Source organism: Streptomyces coeruleorubidus (genome assembly GCF_028885415.1).
Classification (GTDB): domain Bacteria; phylum Actinomycetota; class Actinomycetes; order Streptomycetales; family Streptomycetaceae; genus Streptomyces; species Streptomyces coeruleorubidus_A.
Genome location: NZ_CP118527.1, coordinates 6512947 through 6529159 on the forward strand (window position 1 = coordinate 6512947; position 16213 = coordinate 6529159).

Sequence of the window (16213 nt, forward strand, 5' to 3'; positions counted from 1 at the left end):
GAGCCTAGGAGACACCCGATCCGGACGCTATGCGATCCGCGTCCGGGGCGTGACGCAGTGCGCGTCCCGTCGACTGCTTCTCATGTGCCCTGCCTTCATGTCCTGCCTTTCCCGGGTGCCTCGCCCTGCTCGAGTGGCTTTTCTTTCTCCACGCCTTCCCCGTGTCTGCCTCATGTGCCCGCCCCACATGGCCGATTCCTGTGACGGCGAACACACGAGCCACTGCGTGATCGTCTCGTAACATTGCCGCATGTCTTCGACCGAGCTGCCGTTCGTGCCGCCCGCCAATGTGCTGCCGAAGGTGGGGACCGTCCGGGTCGCCGAGGGCGAGCGGCTCAGGTCGGTCGAGCTGCCCGGGGTCACGCTGACGGTGCGGTCGAGGCGCCCTGTGCGCAAGGGGGTGGCTCCCGCGCTGTACGTGCACGGGCTCGGAGGCTCCTCGCAGAACTGGTCGGCGCTGATGGCGCTGCTGGACGACGTCGTCGAGAGCGAGGCCCTCGATCTACCGGGCTTCGGCGACTCCCCGCCGCCGGACGACGGCAACTACTCCGTGACGGGGCACGCGCGCGCGATCATCCGGTACCTCGACGCCGCCGGTCGTGGCCCCGTGCACCTGTTCGGGAACTCCCTCGGTGGCGCCATCACCACCCGTGTCGCCGCGGTACGGCCCGATCTGGTCCGTACGCTCACGCTCGTGTCGCCTGCTTTGCCCGAAATCAGAGTGCAGCGCACCGCCGTGCCCACAGCGCTGCTGGCGGTGCCCGGTGTCGCGCCGCTCTTCACCCGGCTGACCCGGGAGTGGACGGCGGAGCAGCGCGTCCGTGGCGTGATGGCGCTGTGTTACGGGGATCCGGGGCGGGTGACGCCGGAAGGATTCAGCAACGCCGTGGAGGAGATGGAGCGGCGGCTGCGGCTGCCGTACTTCTGGGACGCGATGACGCGGTCCGCGCGCGGGATCGTCAACGCGTACACGCTGGGCGGCCAGCAGGGACTGTGGCGCCAGGCCGAACGGGTTCTCGCGCCGACCCTCCTCGTCTACGGTGGCCGTGACCAACTCGTCGGCTTCCGGATGGCCCAGAGGGCGGCCCGGGCGTTCCGCGACTCGCGGCTGGTGACGTTGCCGGACGCTGGGCACGTGGCCATGATGGAGTACCCGGAGACGGTGGCCATGGCGTTTCGTGAACTCCTCGAAGACGCCGGTGAGATGGGTGAACGGCGAGCGAGGAAGGCTCGCGTGGACGAGGCCGTCGACGCAGCAGGCACCGGAGCAGACACCGACGAGAGCATGGGGGGCTGAGGCGCGACGTGGGACGCCACAGCCGCCGTGGGCCGGTCGCCAAGAGCGACACCGCGGACACCACCGCAGTGCGGGACGGCCGGGCCGGGTCGGGACAGGGACCGGGGCAAGGGCAGGGACAGGCGCCGGACACGAGCCGGGGAGGCCGGACGGGCCCACTCCGCGACGCGCCGCAGGGCGGCTGGCCGCCGCCCGGTGCCGGCCCTCGCCGGACGCCGGGGCCTCGGCCCGCGCCGGTGGACGGGACGCCCGCGCACGGGATGCCGCGTCTTCCGGACGGCTGGCTGCCGGACGGCACGCCTGTGCACGGCGTTCCGCGCCTGCCTGACGGCACCCCGGCGCGGGGGCTGCCCCGCTTTCCCGACGGCACGCCGGCGCGCGGTACTCCGCGGCTGCCTGATGGGACTCCCGCGCACGGCGTTCCGCGGTTTCCTGAGGGGACGCCGGCGCGGGGCGTTCCGCGGTTTCCTGACGGGACGCCGGCGCGGGGCGTTCCGCGGTTTCCCGACGGGAACCCGGCGCGGGGCGTTCCGCGGCTTCCGGACGGTACCCCCGCGCGCGGGGTGCCGCGGTTGCCCGACGGCACTCCCGCGCACGGCTTTCCACAAGCGCGTGGAGGGCATCCCGAGCAGCGCGAAGCCGGGGGTGGCTGGGGCGAGTTGAGGGGCGGCGGTGCTCCCATACCGGGGCAGCGGCGGGCGTCCGTGCCCGGGCCGCGGCAGGAGTTTCTCGACGCCTTCGACGAGGAGGACGACGTCTTCGCACCCCGTACGCCCGCCTCCGCACACGCGGCGGACGCCTACGCCTCCGTCACGGACTGGAACGCCGGCGCCCCGGCAGGCATCCGCTCCGACGACGACGATGACGACGGCGCGGCGCCCACCGGTACGCCCGCGCCGGTCAAGGGCGCCAAGGGCCGTACGTTCACCGGCATCGCGGCCGCCGCCGTCACGACCGTGCTGGCCGTGGTCGTCGCCGGTCAGGTCACCGACGACCCCGGCGGCGCCGACGTGCAGTCACAGTCCGCCACCGACCAGGCCCGCGACATCCGGGACCCCTCGGCCCACGGGGACGGGCGGGCGCCGGCACCGGCTCCCAGCGCGAAGGCGGTGACGTACGACGAGAAGATGGGCAGGACGTACCCGCTCGGCGCCACGTTCAAGGGCTCGGGGAAGTTCGACGCCGTTCCCGGCATCGCCGAGGCGCCCGGTGCGGGGCAGAAGTTCACCTATCGCGTGGACGTGGAGCAGGGGCTCGGGCTCGACGCCGAGCTGTTCGCTGAGGCCGTGCACAAGACGCTCAACGACCAGCGCAGCTGGGCCCACAACGGCGCGCGCACCTTCGAGCGGATCTACTCCGGCACGCCCCGCTTCGTGATCACGCTCGCCAGCCCCGGCACGACCGCCGACTGGTGCGCCAAGTCCGGTCTGGACACCACCGTGGACAACGTCTCCTGCGACTCGGCCGCCACCGAGCGCGTGATGATCAACGCCTACCGGTGGGCGCAGGGCTCGCAGACATACGGCGACAAGATCCATGCCTACCGGCAGATGCTGATCAACCACGAGGTCGGCCACCGCCTCGGGTACGGCCACGTCACCTGCGACAAGGACGGCGGCCTGGCCCCGGTCATGCAGCAGCAGACCAAGTTCCTCGAGCACGACGGCATCCGCTGCCGGGCCAACCCCTGGCCGTATCCCGGAAGTTGACAGGCACCACAGGTGTCGGCCCGCGTAACGCGTCGACATGGCCACGAGTTCAGCGGCGGGCAGCGCCAACGCGTCGGTGTCGCGCGGGCGCTCGACCCGTACACCAGGCAGCTGCCGGCCGCCGTACCGGCGCTGGACCCGGAGTCCGCCGCAAGACGCCGGGCGGAGCGACGGGAGTCGGCCGCGGTATGACGATCCGCGTCCGGTTCATCTCCTAGCGCGACGGAACGCGATCCGTACGGGAAAGTTACGACCGTTCACCCCTTTTGGTGGCGCGACGGACAACCGTCCGTCGCGCCACCGCCTTGTCCGCATACGTTCGTCCCGCTGCGAGCCGCCGGGCAACGGCGGCTCCTGATACGGGAGATCGGGGGTGCACTCGTGCGCATCGGACTGCTTACGGAGGGTGGCTATCCGTACGTGAGCGGTGACGCCAGGCTCTGGTGCGACCGGCTGGTGCGCGGGCTCGGACAGCACGAGTTCGACGTCTACGCGCTCAGTCGCAGCCAACACCAGGAGGACGAGGGCTGGATCCCGCTGCCGCCGAACGTCCGCAGGGTGCGTACCGCACCGTTGTGGATGGCCGAGGACGACGAAGTGGTCATGGGCCGCCGCGCGCGCCGGCGGTTCACCGAGTGCTTCGGCGAACTGGCAGCCGTGCTGAGCGGGTCGTCCGGGGGTGCGCCGACCGCCGCCAAGGGGCCTTCCGAGGGTACGTCGACCCCTGAGGCGGACCGTTTCGGCAACGCTCTGTACGGGCTCGCCGAACTCGCCCGCGAGACGGGCGGGCTGGTAGGGGCACTCCGTTCCGAGACCGCCGTACGCACCCTGGAGCGCGCCTGTCGTGCGCCCGGCGCCCATCGCGCGGCGCGTGAGGCGCGCGTACCGGATCTGCTCGCCGTTGCCACACACCTGGAACGCGCCCTGCGCCCTCTCTCCCTCGACTGGTACGAGGACAACGGACTGGGCGCGGTCGACCTCTGCCACGCCGCCTCCGGCGGCCCGGCCGCCCTGCCGGGCCTGCTCGCCCGCCACTTCACCGGCGTTCCCCTGCTGGTCACCGAGTACGGCGTGCGCCTGCGCACCCACTACCTGACCGCCCCGGACGCCCCGCCCGCCGTACGGTCCCTGCTGGCGGCCTTCCACGGCAGGCTCGCGGCCGAGGCCTACGCACGGGCCGAGGTCGTCACGGCCGGCAACACGCACGCCCGCCGCTGGCAGGAGCGCTGTGGCGCCGACCGCGAGAAACTCCGCACGGTCTACCCCGGCATGGACGCCCGGCCCTTCGCCGAGGTCGGCGAGGCCCCCGAGTGCGCCGACCCGGACACGCTCGTCTGGGTCGGACGCGTCGAGCCCGCCAAGGACCTGGTCTCACTGCTGCACGCCTTCGCGGAGATCCGCAAGCGGCAGCCGAAGACCCGCCTGCGCATCGTCGGCGCCCCCGCCGGTGCCGAGGGCACGGCCTACCTCGGCCACTGCCGGACCCTGGCCGCCCAGCTCTTCCCCGACGAGGCCGAGGGCCCGCACGCCGACGGCGACAACCCGGTGTCCTTCGAGGAGATCGGCGGTCCCGAACTCCCGGACCTCGCCGACGCCTACGCCTCGGGCGCCGTGACCGTCCTCTCCAGCGTCGTCGAGGGCTTCCCGATCAGCCTCGTCGAGGCCATGCTCTGCGGACGCGTGACGGTGTCGACGGACGTCGGCGCGGTCGTGGAGGTCATCGGCGGCACCGGGCTCGTCGTGCCGCCGCGCAACCCGCGGGCGCTCGCCGAGGCGTGCGTGGCGCTGCTGCGCGACCCCGAGCGCCGTGCGCGCCTGGGTGCCGCCGCCCGCGCCCGTGCCCTCGAACTGTTCACGGTCGAGCAGAACATCGAGGCATTTCACGGCATCTACCTGGAGATCGTCTCGCGCACGCCGGTCCGCCGCGTGGTCCTCGACGAAGCGGGGGCGCCGCTGCCCTTCGCGATTCCCGCCGAGGATCACGTCCCGATCAGCTGGGCCGCCCCGTCACCCAGCCTCGTCGCCCGCGGCGGCCCCGGCTGGGCGACGAGCAGACCCGTACGCGCGACCACTGCCCTCCCCGCCCCGGAGGGTGCGCGATGACCGGCTTGGGTGAACTGGACCGCCCGGAGACCCCGGCCGGCCCGGGGGAGTGGGACGCCCGCTCGGAGCGGGCGCCGAGCCCCGCCGCCACGCCCGCGCCCGCCCCGGAGGCGGCCGCCGACCGCAAGCCGTCCGCCCCGCGGCGCGGTGCCGCCGACCCCGTGAAGGCGCTGATGCACCGTCACCGGGAGCTCTGTGACCGCGCGGTGGACCCCCTCGAGATCGCGGTGGGCCTGGAGGCGCACGGCATCACCGACCGGACCGCCGCCCGCTTCCGCCACCGGGACGTCTTCTCCCTCGCGGAGGAGATGTACGCGCGGGTCTCCCGGGACGGGGACGCACCCCCGCCCGCCGCGCCCGCCACGCCACGGGCACGCGTCGACTGGGCCCTGCTGACGCTCCTGCCGGGCACGCTGTGCGCCGCCGCCGTGGCCGCCGTGCACCTCACCCACGGCCGGTCGCGCCTGTTAGCGGCGGCAGCCGGCACCCTCGCCCTGGCCCTGGCCCTCCGCGCGGCCCTGCGCCGAGGCCCCCTGAGCAGACCCGACCGCACAGCCCCCGGCAGGGCCACGACCTGGACCGCATGGCTCGTCGCCTACGCCGTCCTGGGCGACGGCCTGCTCGACAGCGCCGTCGCCGGAGGTCCCGACGGCCTGCCCACCGGCACGGCCGACGGCCCCTGGCCCCTCACCGCCACCCCCGTCCTGGCCCTGGCCCTGGCCTGCGCGCCCGCCGCCTGGACCGCCCACCTCTTCACCGTGCGCGCCCGCCGCAAACTCGCGGCCAGCCGCGGCCTGGAGGACTTCGCCGCCGCCGTACGCCCCCTCCTGCTCGGCGCGTTCGCCCTGTTCCTGGGTGCCCTGGCGGCCCTGCTCACCCTCTGCGCCGCGGTCCTCGGCGAGCCCGCGGGCTACGCGCAGGCCCTCACCCTGGGCGCCCTCCTCTTCCTGGCCCGCCTCCTCACCACCCACGGTTTCGCCTACGCCCCGGCCGTGGTCATCACCGCCACGGCCACGATCCAGGCAGCCGCCCTCGCAGCGGTCTTCATCTCCCGCCTCCCCGGCTGCGGCTTCCTGGCCGCCCCCGTCGAAACCCTCGTCACCACCTGGGGCGCCGGCAGCGTCCCCACCCTCGCCTGCGGTGCGGCGGCCCTGGCCCTCCTGATCCACGCGACCCGCAAGCTGACCAGGGCCTCGGCCCACGCACCGCCGGAGCCCTCCCGGTGACCGCCGCTGCCACCGGCCGTCGCCGCCGGCAGCACCCGTCACATCCCTCCCTTCCCGCCTCAAGGAGAACCCGCATGACCACCCGCCCAGCAGCCCCGGCCGCCCCGGGAGCCGCGCGATGAGAGTCCTGCTGATCGGAGCCAACGGCTACATCGGGCGCTTCGTCGCCGACCGCCTGCTCGCCGACCCGGCCGTGCAGCTCACCGCCCTCGGCCGCGGCGACGACGCCGACGTCCGCTTCGACCTCGCGTCCGGCAGCCCCGGCGCCCTCACCCGCTTCCTCGACGCGGTCCACCCGGGCGTCGTCGTCAACTGCGCCGGTGCCACCAGGGGCGGTGCCCGCGAGCTCACCCGCCACAACACCGTCGCCGTGGCCACCGTCTGCGAGGCCCTGCGCCGCAGCGGCTGCGGTGCCCGACTGGTGCAGATCGGGTGCAGCGCCGAGTACGGCCCGAGCCAGCCCGGCTCCTCCACGGCGGAGGACGCAGTCCCCCGGCCCGGCGGCCCGTACGGCGTCAGCAAACTCGCCGCGACCGAACTGGTCCTCGGCTCCGGCCTGGACGCCGTCGTCCTGCGCGTCTTCTCACCGGCCGGACCCGGCACCCCCGCCGGCTCCCCGCTGGGCCGGCTCGCCGAGGCCATGCGCCGCGCCATGCAGTCCGGCGACGGCGAGCTGAAACTCGGCGGCCTCGGCGCCCAGCGCGACTTCGTCGACGTCCGGGACGTCGCCCGCGCCGTCCACGCCGCCTCGCTGTCCGCCGCGCAGGGCGTCATCAACATCGGCTCCGGCCGTGCCGTGCGGCTGCGCGACGCCGCCGCGGTGCTCGCCCGCGTGGCCGGATACGGTGGCGCCCTCCACGAACTCGACGGCCCGCCCGGCGCCCTGCGCCCGGCCATCGGCCATCCCCGCCCCGACCCGGACCACGCGCCCCCGGTCGCGTACCCGTACCCGGACGGCTGCGGCAGCTGGCAGCAGGCCGATGTGCGCACCGCCCGCGACCGGCTCGGCTGGCGCCCCAGGATCGGCCTGGAGGAGTCCCTCGCCGACATCTGGATGGAGGCGGCATGCCGCATCTGACCAGCACCCGACCACGCACCTCCGGCACGGAACTGCGCCCCGGCGTCGGCGTCCCCGGCTACGCGCACCCCCTCCTCGCCCCCACCGAATGGGGCGAACTCACCCGCCCCGGCACCCCACTGCACTGGGTGGTCCTCAACGTGGCCGACGGCCCCGGCGCCTGCCCCGACCCGCACTGCCTGGAGGCGGCCGGCCGCCTGCGCAACGCGGGCATCCGCGTCCTCGGCCACCTCGACACCCGCTACGGCACCCGGAACTTCGGCGAGCTGATCTCGGATGCCCACCGGTTCGTCGACTGGTACCAGGTCGACGGCTTCCTGCTGGACCGCTGCCCGGCGGACCACGTCGGGCTGCCCGAGGTGCGCCGTACGGTCGCCACGCTCCGCGTGATCCGTGACGATGCCCACATCGTCCTCGGCCACGGCATCCACCCGCACCCCGGCTACGCCGAGCTCGCCGACCAGCTGGTCACCTTCTCCGGCCCCTGGAGCGACTACCGCTGGTCGCAGGTGGCCGAGTGGACCGCCGACCATCCGCCCGAGCGCTTCTGCCACTTCGTCCACGGAGTGCCCCGCCCGCACCTGGGGGAGGCGCTGCGCATCGCCCGCTGGCAGGGCGTCGCGACGGTCTGGTTCACCGACCACACGGACCACGGCGGCCGCACCGACCCCTGGGAGGCCATGCCCGGCTACTGGGACGACATCGTCTCGCTGGTCGGAACAGGTGTCTCGGAATGAAAAAGCACATGGCACTGTTACGGGGAGAACAACCGTAGTGATTGACCGACCAACGGAGTCCCCGTGTCGCTGCCACCCCTGGTCGAGCCGGCTTCCGAGCTCACCGTAGACGAGGTCCGCAGGTACTCCCGCCACCTGATCATCCCCGACGTCGGGATGGACGGGCAGAAGCGGCTGAAGAACGCCAAGGTGCTGTGTGTGGGCGCCGGCGGCCTGGGCTCGCCGGCGCTGATGTACCTGGCCGCCGCAGGCGTCGGCACCCTCGGCATCGTGGAGTTCGACGAGGTCGACGAGTCGAACCTGCAGCGTCAGATCATCCACAGCCAGGCCGACATCGGCCGCCCCAAGGCGGAGTCCGCCCGCGACAGCGTCAAGGGCATCAACCCGTACGTGAACGTGATCCTTCACGAGGAGCGGCTCGAGGCCGACAACGTGATGGACATCTTCAGCCAGTACGACCTGATCGTCGACGGCACGGACAACTTCGCGACCCGCTACCTGGTCAACGACGCCTGCGTGCTGCTGAACAAGCCGTACGTGTGGGGCTCGATCTACCGCTTCGACGGCCAGGCCTCCGTCTTCTGGTCCGAGCACGGCCCCTGCTACCGCTGCCTGTACCCGGAGCCCCCGCCCCCCGGCATGGTCCCCTCCTGCGCCGAGGGCGGCGTCCTGGGCGTGCTGTGCGCGTCCATCGGCTCCATCCAGGTCAACGAGGCCATCAAGCTGCTCGCCGGCATCGGTGAGCCGCTGGTCGGCCGACTGATGATCTACGACGCCCTGGAGATGCAGTACCGCCAGGTCAAGGTCCGCAAGGACCCCGACTGCGCGGTCTGCGGCGAGAACCCGACCGTCACCGAGCTCATCGACTACGAGGCCTTCTGCGGCGTCGTCTCCGAGGAGGCCCAGGCGGCGGCCGCCGACTCCACGATCACTCCCAAGCAGCTCAAGGAGTGGATCGACGACGGCGAGGGCATCGACATCATCGACGTCCGCGAGCCGAACGAGTACGAGATCGTCTCCATCCCGGGCGCCCGGCTGATCCCGAAGAACGAGTTCCTCATGGGCACCGCCCTGGAGAGCCTCCCGCAGGACAAGAAGATCGTCCTGCACTGCAAGACGGGTGTCCGCAGTGCGGAAGTCCTCGCGGTCCTGAAGTCCGCGGGCTTCTCGGACGCGGTCCACGTCGGCGGCGGCGTGATCGGCTGGGTCAACCAGATCGAGCCGGACAAGCCGGTGTACTGACCGGACGAGCCGGCATACCGAGCCGTATCCGGCCTCCCTTCGCGAGCGGCGGGGGCTTCGCGCACCACGGGTGCCCGGAGCCCCCGCCGTCGTCATGAGCAGACCTTGCCGTCCTTCGGCACCGTCCCGTCCAGCAGATACGCGTCCACCGTGGAGTCGACACAGTCGCTGCCACTGCCGTACGCGCCATGTCCCTCGCCCCGCCAGGTGAGCATCACTCCGACGCCCTTGCCCAGCTCGTCGGCCATCCTGCGGGCCCCCTCGTACGGGGTGGCCGGGTCGCCGGTGTTGCCGACCACCAGGACCGGTGCCGCGCCGGGGGCGCTCACCTCCGGGGTGTCGTGCTGCCCGGGCACCGGCCAGTCGTGGCACCAGCCGGCCGTGTCCCAGCCGAGGAACGTCCCGAAGACCGGGGAGATCCTCTCGAACTCCGGCAGCAGCTTCCTGGTGGTCGCCGCGGTCGGCCGCTGCCTGCCGTCCAGGCACGATATGACCCGTTGCGAGTGGGTCGTCGTGCCGTAGCGTCCCGACGGATCACGCTCGTTGTAGCCGTCGGCGAGGGCCAGCAGCTCCGAGCCGTCTCCCCGCTCGGCCGCGTCGAGGGCGCTGGTCAGCGTCGGCCAGCTGTCCTTGCTGTACAGCGGCAGGATGATGCCGGTGGCCGCGAGCGTCTGCGTCAGCTTCCGCCCGGGCGTGCCCGCCGGCAGGGGCCGGGCGTCGATCCGCCGCAGCAGGTCCGCGATCTTCCGCGAGCCCTCCGCCGGGTCCTGACCCGTGGACTCGAGGTAGCCGTTCAGCGCGCGCTGGAAGCCCCTGGCCTGGTTCTTGGCATGCCCCACCGTGTCGGCGCCGGGGTCGACGACCGCGTCCAGGGTCATCCGACCCACCTTCTTCGGGAACAGGTGCGCATATGTGCCGCCCAGTTCGGTGCCGTAGGAGATGCCGAAGTAGTGCATCTTCTCGTCGCCGAGGACCTCCCGGATGCGGTCCATGTCGCGGGCAGAGTCGGCGGTCGACACGTGCGCCATCAGCTTCCCGGCATCCTTCTGGCAGCCCTTGCCGAAGTCGGCGGCGTCCTGGAAGTACGCCTTCTCCTCGGCGGGCGTGTCCGGGGTGACGTCCACCGACTCTGCCGCCTGGATCTGTTTGTCGCCGCGGCAGCGCACGCCCTCGCTGGCGCCGACCCCGCGCGGGTCCCAGCTCACCAGGTCGTAGCGCTCACGCAGCCGGGAGACGGTCGGGGCGTACGACGGCATCATGGACACGCCCGAGGCGCCGGGGCCGCCGAAGTTGAACAGGAGCGAGCCGACGCGGTCGTCACCGCGGGCCTTGGTGCGGATCAGCGCCAGCCCGATCGTCTCGCCGTCCGGCTTCGACCAGTCCAGCGGCGCTTTCAGCGTCGCGCACTGCCAGTCGCTGCTCGGCGCGGGGCCGTCGGCGGTGGCCTTGCAGCGGCCCCAGGCGAGCCCGCCCTTGTCGTCGTCCGACGAGCCGCCGCTGCACCCTGCGGCGAGCAGTGCCGAGGCGACCGCCAGAGCGGTCCACCGTGCGAAACGCGTCATGTGCCCATCCCCCCTCACTGGCCGTCCGCACCGTGCCGCGGATGGCGGTCAGGCCATGGTAGGCAGATCCCGCGCCGGCCGTCGCAGCCTGTGGATAACCCTCTGACCTGTGCGTTTGTCTAGCCCAGGGCTGATCTCAGGTGCAGACGGTCCCCGCCCGCGGCACTTTTCCGTCCAGCAGATAGCCGTTCACCGCGTCCTGCACGCACTTGTTCTTGCTGTCGTACGCGCCGTGTCCCTGCCCCCGGTACGTCAGCTCGACGCCGACCCCCTTGCCCAGCGCCTCCGCCATCTTCCGCGCGCCCTCGTACGGGGTGGCCGGGTCGCCGGTGTTGCCGACCACCAGGATCGGCGCCGAGCCAGGCGCGCTCACGACCGGGTGGTCGGCGGCGCCCGGCACGGCCCAGTCGGTGCAGGTGATCATGCCCCAGGCCATGTAGTCGCCGAACAGGGGGGAGGCCGCCCGGAATTCGGGCAGTTTCCGCTCCACGAAGGCGGCGTCGTAGCGGGGCTTGTCGTCCGCGCAGTTGATGGCGGCGTTGGCGGCGGCGATGTTGCTGTACTCGCCGTTCTCCTTGCGCCCGTTCATCGAGTCGGACAGCAGCATCAGGATGCTGCCGTCGCCGTCGTACGCCTGTTGCAGGCCCTCGGTGAGGTACTCCCAGAAGTCCTGCGAGTACAGCGCCTGCAGGATGCCACTGGTCGCCGCGGTCTGGGTCAGCTCGCGCGGGAAGACACCCGGGACCGGAGTGCGGTCGAGGTCCCTCAGCAGTCCGGCGATGCGGTCCTTCACGTCCTGCGCGCTGTCGCCGACGGGGCATTCCTCGGCCTTCGACACGCAGTCCTCGGCGAAGTTGTCCAGCGCGAGCTGGAAGCCCTTGGTCTGCCCGAGCGAGCCCTGTTCGGCGTTCTGCGTGGGGTCGACGACGGCGTCGAACACGGCGCGGCCGACCCGCTCGGGGAACAGGTGGGCGTAGACGCCGCCGAGTTCGGTGCCGTAGGAGATGCCGAAGTAGTGCAGTTTCCCGTCGCCCAGGACCTGGCGCATCAGGTCCAGGTCGCGGGCCGCGTCGGTGGTGCGTACGTGCGGCAGGATCCGCTCGGAGTTCTGCTCGCAGGCTTCGTTGAACTCCTTGGTGTTCTCCAGGAGTTCGGTGCGCTCGGCGGTGTCGTCGGGCGTGGCGTCCTGCTGGAAGTACGCGTCGAGCTGCTGGTCGTTCTGGCAGATCACGGGGGCGCTGCGGCCGACTCCGCGGGGGTCGAAGCTGACCAGGTCGTAGCGGGTGCGCAGGGTCTCGTAGTCCTCCGCGAAGGCCGGCAGCGAGGTGACGCCCGAGCCGCCGGGGCCGCCGAAGTTGAAGATGAGCGAGCCGATGCGTGCGTTCCCGGTGCCGCTGGTCCGGGCCCGGATGAGTTCGAGGTCGATGGTGTCGCCCTTGGGGTCGTCCCAGTCGAGCGGCGCCTTCATGGTGGCGCACTGCCAATCGCCGCCGTCCGGCAGCGGTGAGGGCGCGGCGCCCCCTCCCTGGGCATCGGACGGGGCCCGGCAGTCCTCCCAGCTCAGCTCCTGCTTCGTCAGGTCCTCGTCCTCGGCGTCGTCGTCACCGCAGCCGGCCAGCACGGTGGACAGCAGCACGGCGGTGGCGGTCAGTGCGGCGGCGCGCAGCCGGAGGAGGGTTGGCATGGTTCCATCCTGCGGCGGTCCGGGGCGGGGCGCTCGGGACGCGTGCCGTATGAGGTAAGAGGGTTCAGTGAGGCTAAAGGGCCTGCTTGCGAGTCAGATGGTTGAAGGCCAGCCAGCCCGGCAGCACGGGCAGCCACAGCGTCAGCAGCCGGAACAGCAGGACCGCCGGTGCCGCGACCTCCTTCGGCAGCCCGACGGCGATCAGACCGACCGTCAGGGTCGCCTCGACCGCGCCCACACCGCCCGGGGTCGGCGCCGCGGACCCCAGGGCGTTGCCCGCGAGGAAGACGACGGCGACGCTGGCGAGGCTGATCGACGTGGACTCGTCGCCGAACGCGCGGATCGACGCGTCCAGGCACATCACGAAGCAGGCGGTCAGCAGCAGCATGCCGCCGATGCCGGTGACCAGCTTCTGCGGCCGCTGGAGCACGTCCAGCATGCGCGGCACGACACCCGCGAACAGCGACCTCACGCGCGTGACGACGAACTTCCGCAGGAACGGCACCGAGGTCACCACGAGCACGAGCACCGCCACCGTCAGCAGACCGGCGATGACGGTCCGGGACGGCGACAGCGACGGCGTCTTCTCGGTGCCGGTCAGATAGCCGAAGGCCAGCAGCATCAGGATGTGACAGCCGAGCCCGAACAGCTGCGACGCTCCGACGCTCGCCACCGCGAGCCCCGGCCGCACTCCCGCGCGCTGGAGGAAGCGCGTGTTGAGGGCGACACCGCCCACCGCCGCCGGGGCGACGATCTTCACGAACGACCCGGCGACCTGCGCAGCCACGGTCCGCACGAACGGCACCCGCTCGGGCACGAACCCCAGCAGAGCCATCGCCGCCGCCACGTAGCTGCCCATCGAGAACAGCACGGCCGCGGCGACCCAGCCCCATTCGGCGTTCGCGATGAGCGGACCGAACTCGATGTGCGTGAGCTGCGTCAGCAGGAAGTACGCGCCGATCGCGCCGGCCATGAAACTGATCAGCGTGCGCGGCCGCACCCGCTCCAGCCGGGCCGGCTCGACCGGTGCCTGTGGCCTGATCCGCAGCACCTCGTGCCGGATCTGCGTGAGCAGGTCCTCCTCGCGCGCATCCTCGAGGGCCTCGTCGATGGCCCGCTTCTCGGCCCGCTGCTCCGCCCGTACGGCCTTCTTGTCGGGTTTCTCCAGCACCGGCACGGCGTCGTCCGAGGCGTCCTCCAGGCGCGCCTGCTTGGCCTGCCGGGACGCCTCCAGGACCGCCTCGCGCTCGCGCTGTGCCCGCTCCCGGGCCAGTCTGCGCAGCGTCGCGCGCGTGGAGCGGCTGAGCGCGATGGGCTGGAGCATCGGCAGACAGTCCGCCACCGCGTCCGGGCCGAGCACTTCCACCGCCGAGGCGACCGCCCGCTCGGCGCCCACCCGGAGGCCGAGGGTCACCAGCAACTGGGACGTGTCCATGCGCAGCAGCAGGTCGCCGGCCGCGATCTCGCCGACGCGCAGGTCGGTGAGGATCACCGTGCCGGAACGATCCACCAGAATCGCGTCGCCGACCAGCCTGCGGTGCGCGATGCGCCGGGACTGAAGAGCCTTCACCTGGTGCCAGGTGTCGCTCAGCAGGTCGTCGGTGATCTCCTCGTCCGGCAGCGAGTCCAGGGTGCGGCCGCCGCTGTGCTCGTAGACGAGCATCACCGCGTCGGGACCGAGCTCGGAGGTGGCGATCAGCTTGGGCGCGTTGGCACCGGCCGCGATCGCCGCGTACGCCAGCAGCGCCTCCTGCTCCAGGGCCTGGCGCAGCGACTGGAGGCTGCTGCGGGTGGCGAAGCCGCGCAGGGTCAGATTGCGCCAGGTGCGGTAGAAGAAGCCCTGGGCCTGCTGCTCCCGGTCGACCACCGTCACGTCCAGCGGCGGCCCGTCCTCGAGCGTGACGAAGTAGCGGCGGCCCCGGTCACCGGTGTCCGGGTTGTCCGAGGTGTCCTCGCGGGACGCGCTGACCGGGCGGAAGCCGACGGTCCGCAGGCCCGCCATCAGCGTCTGCCCGGTGGGCCGGACGTTGGGCGAGCCGACCGCGTAGAGCGTGCCGTAGGCCACGGTCCAGCCGATCAGCACCGTCAGGATGATCGAGAACGGTGTCGTGTACCCGGTGACGAGCATCGAGAAGGCGTCGAGGAGCAGCACGACCCACAACACCGTGCGCCATCTGGGCCTGCGCGACATGCCGACGGCCGTCATGTACGCGATGACGGGCGCCAGATAGCCGTGCACGGGGTCGGTCAGCGCGTGGATGTCACCGGGGGAGGGCTGGGTGAGCGCCTCCTGGATCGAGTCGGGGGCGGCGCGGGCGACCCACAGGTCGGTGGCGAGGGTCACACCGTGGGCCAGGACAGCCGCGAGCACACCGTCGGCGATTCTGAGCCCGTCCCGTTTGATCAGCCGCTCGATGGCGAAGGCGACCGGCACCAGCAGGATCGCGATGCTGGAGGCCAGCCCCGCGATCTTGATGAGCAGGTCGGGCGCCTGGCCCGTGCCCTTGTTGATGTCCTGTTCGAGGCCCGAGGTGGTGCCGTGCGCGAACGCGGCGATGCCGATCAGCAGCGCGACGGCGAGCACGCCCACCAGGAGCCGCATCAGATCGGACGGTCGGTGCACGCGCGCGGGGAGCAGCGGTTCGTCGCCCTCCACCTCGTCGATGTGCACGGTGTCCTCGTCCTCGGCTGCCGTCGGGGCCTTCTTGCCGGACTTCTCGGGTGCTGTCGGGGTCTTCTCGCCGGACCTCTCGGCTGCCGCAGGAGCCTTCTCGCCTGCCCCCTTGGTGGCCGTCCCCGCCTGGTCGCCGGTCGGCTCCGGGCCGTCGTCCGGGGTGCCCGGGCGCGCCGAAGCGTCAGAGGTGCCCTCCGCGTCCTCGGGGTGCGCACCCTGCTGCTTCATCGTCTCTTCTTGGTCTCGTATCACCGGTCACCGCCCGCACGATGGTGGCATGCCGCACCGACACACGGGGGCATCAGGGTGCACATGCGGGGGCGGACAGTCTGCCCGACGCGCTCCTGCCGGGTGAGGGAAACGCTCCGGAGCACGCCCGTCCCGTTGTCGGTGGGATGGGGCAGGATGGGGCGGATGAGTGAGGAGAGTCTTCCGGAGGACGCCGGCGCGCAGGGCGCCCACGCGGGGTACGACGACACCCGTGAGGAGCCCGGGGAAGCGCTGCCCGTGTACGCCGAGCGGGTCCTGGAGGTGGCCGAACTGATCCCGCCGGGCCGTGTCATGACATACGGGGACGTCGCGGAGTGGCTGGAGGAGGGCGGTCCGCGGCAGGTCGGCCGCGTGATGGCTCTCTACGGCGGTGCCGTTGCGTGGTGGCGTGTCGTCCGCGCGGACGGCGTCCTGCTCCCGGGGCAGGAGCAGCGGGCGCTCGGCCACTACCGCGCGGAGGGCACGCCCCTGAAGCAGGCGAGCCGGGCCGCCGAGGGCCACCTGCCGCGCCTCGACATGAGACGGGCGCGCTGGGACGGCGGCGAACGCGCGGAGGGTCACACCTGACAGCTTCCGCCATCGGACGCCCTTGCGTGTGACCCGTGATCCGGACGGGGGAATCGGGGCACGC

11 protein-coding genes and 1 pseudogene are annotated in these 16213 nt (G+C 72.4%); 9 read left to right on the top strand and 3 right to left on the bottom strand.

The window, feature by feature from the left end; genetic code table 11:
* Window positions 1–250: 250 nt before the first annotated feature.
* The 8 genes and pseudogenes from PV963_RS30425 to moeZ all read left to right on the top strand — a co-directional run bounded on the left by PV963_RS30425 (window position 251) and on the right by moeZ (window position 9392).
* Window positions 251–1297, top strand: coding sequence for an alpha/beta fold hydrolase (locus PV963_RS30425; RefSeq protein ID WP_274819254.1), 1047 nt, complete (start codon window positions 251–253; stop codon window positions 1295–1297).
* Between the two features lie 8 nt (window positions 1298–1305).
* Window positions 1306–3006, top strand: a complete 1701-nt coding sequence (locus PV963_RS30430) for a DUF3152 domain-containing protein (protein WP_274819256.1) — start codon at window positions 1306–1308, stop codon at window positions 3004–3006.
* A gap of 9 nt (window positions 3007–3015) precedes the next feature.
* A pseudogene (locus tag PV963_RS44075) lies at window positions 3016–3198 on the top strand (ABC transporter ATP-binding protein); the annotation flags it as partial.
* Window positions 3199–3387: 189 nt separating this feature from the next.
* Complete coding sequence (locus PV963_RS30435) at window positions 3388–5109, top strand: DUF3492 domain-containing protein (RefSeq protein ID WP_274819258.1); 1722 nt, start codon at window positions 3388–3390, stop codon at window positions 5107–5109.
* The gene (locus tag PV963_RS30440; RefSeq protein WP_274819260.1) at window positions 5106–6335 is read left to right on the top strand and encodes a hypothetical protein; all 1230 of its coding nucleotides are present in this window, start codon (window positions 5106–5108) and stop codon (window positions 6333–6335) included. Before PV963_RS30435 ends, PV963_RS30440 begins: the two co-directional genes overlap by 4 nt.
* A gap of 118 nt (window positions 6336–6453) precedes the next feature.
* Entirely contained in the window at window positions 6454–7413 is a 960-nt protein-coding gene (locus PV963_RS30445) for an NAD-dependent epimerase/dehydratase family protein (protein ID WP_086560583.1), read from the top strand.
* The gene (locus PV963_RS30450) at window positions 7401–8150 is read left to right on the top strand and encodes a spherulation-specific family 4 protein (RefSeq protein WP_274819263.1); all 750 of its coding nucleotides are present in this window, start codon (window positions 7401–7403) and stop codon (window positions 8148–8150) included. The genes PV963_RS30445 and PV963_RS30450 overlap by 13 nt, the downstream gene beginning before the upstream one ends.
* A gap of 63 nt (window positions 8151–8213) precedes the next feature.
* Window positions 8214–9392: an adenylyltransferase/sulfurtransferase MoeZ gene (gene moeZ, locus PV963_RS30455; RefSeq protein ID WP_274819265.1), complete on the top strand. Its 1179-nt coding sequence runs from the start codon at window positions 8214–8216 to the stop codon at window positions 9390–9392.
* A 92-nt stretch (window positions 9393–9484) separates the two neighbouring features.
* On the opposite strand, the gene PV963_RS30460 is transcribed toward moeZ, so the two are convergent.
* From PV963_RS30460 to PV963_RS30470, 3 genes are all read right to left on the bottom strand, one after another.
* Complete coding sequence (locus PV963_RS30460; protein ID WP_274819267.1) at window positions 9485–10954, bottom strand: alpha/beta hydrolase; 1470 nt, start codon at window positions 10952–10954, stop codon at window positions 9485–9487.
* A gap of 136 nt (window positions 10955–11090) precedes the next feature.
* Window positions 11091–12638 (bottom strand): alpha/beta hydrolase, encoded by a 1548-nt coding sequence (locus PV963_RS30465; protein WP_274819268.1) that lies wholly within the window; start codon window positions 12636–12638, stop codon window positions 11091–11093.
* A 73-nt stretch (window positions 12639–12711) separates the two neighbouring features.
* The gene (locus PV963_RS30470) at window positions 12712–15540 is read right to left on the bottom strand and encodes a lysylphosphatidylglycerol synthase domain-containing protein (RefSeq protein ID WP_274819269.1); all 2829 of its coding nucleotides are present in this window, start codon (window positions 15538–15540) and stop codon (window positions 12712–12714) included.
* A 186-nt stretch (window positions 15541–15726) separates the two neighbouring features.
* Here PV963_RS30470 and PV963_RS30475 point away from each other — a divergent pair, with 186 nt between their 5' ends.
* Window positions 15727–16149 carry an MGMT family protein gene (locus PV963_RS30475; RefSeq protein WP_274819271.1) on the top strand — a complete coding sequence of 141 codons (423 nt, stop codon included), beginning with the start codon at window positions 15727–15729 and terminating at the stop codon, window positions 16147–16149.
* Window positions 16150–16213: the final 64 nt, after the last annotated feature.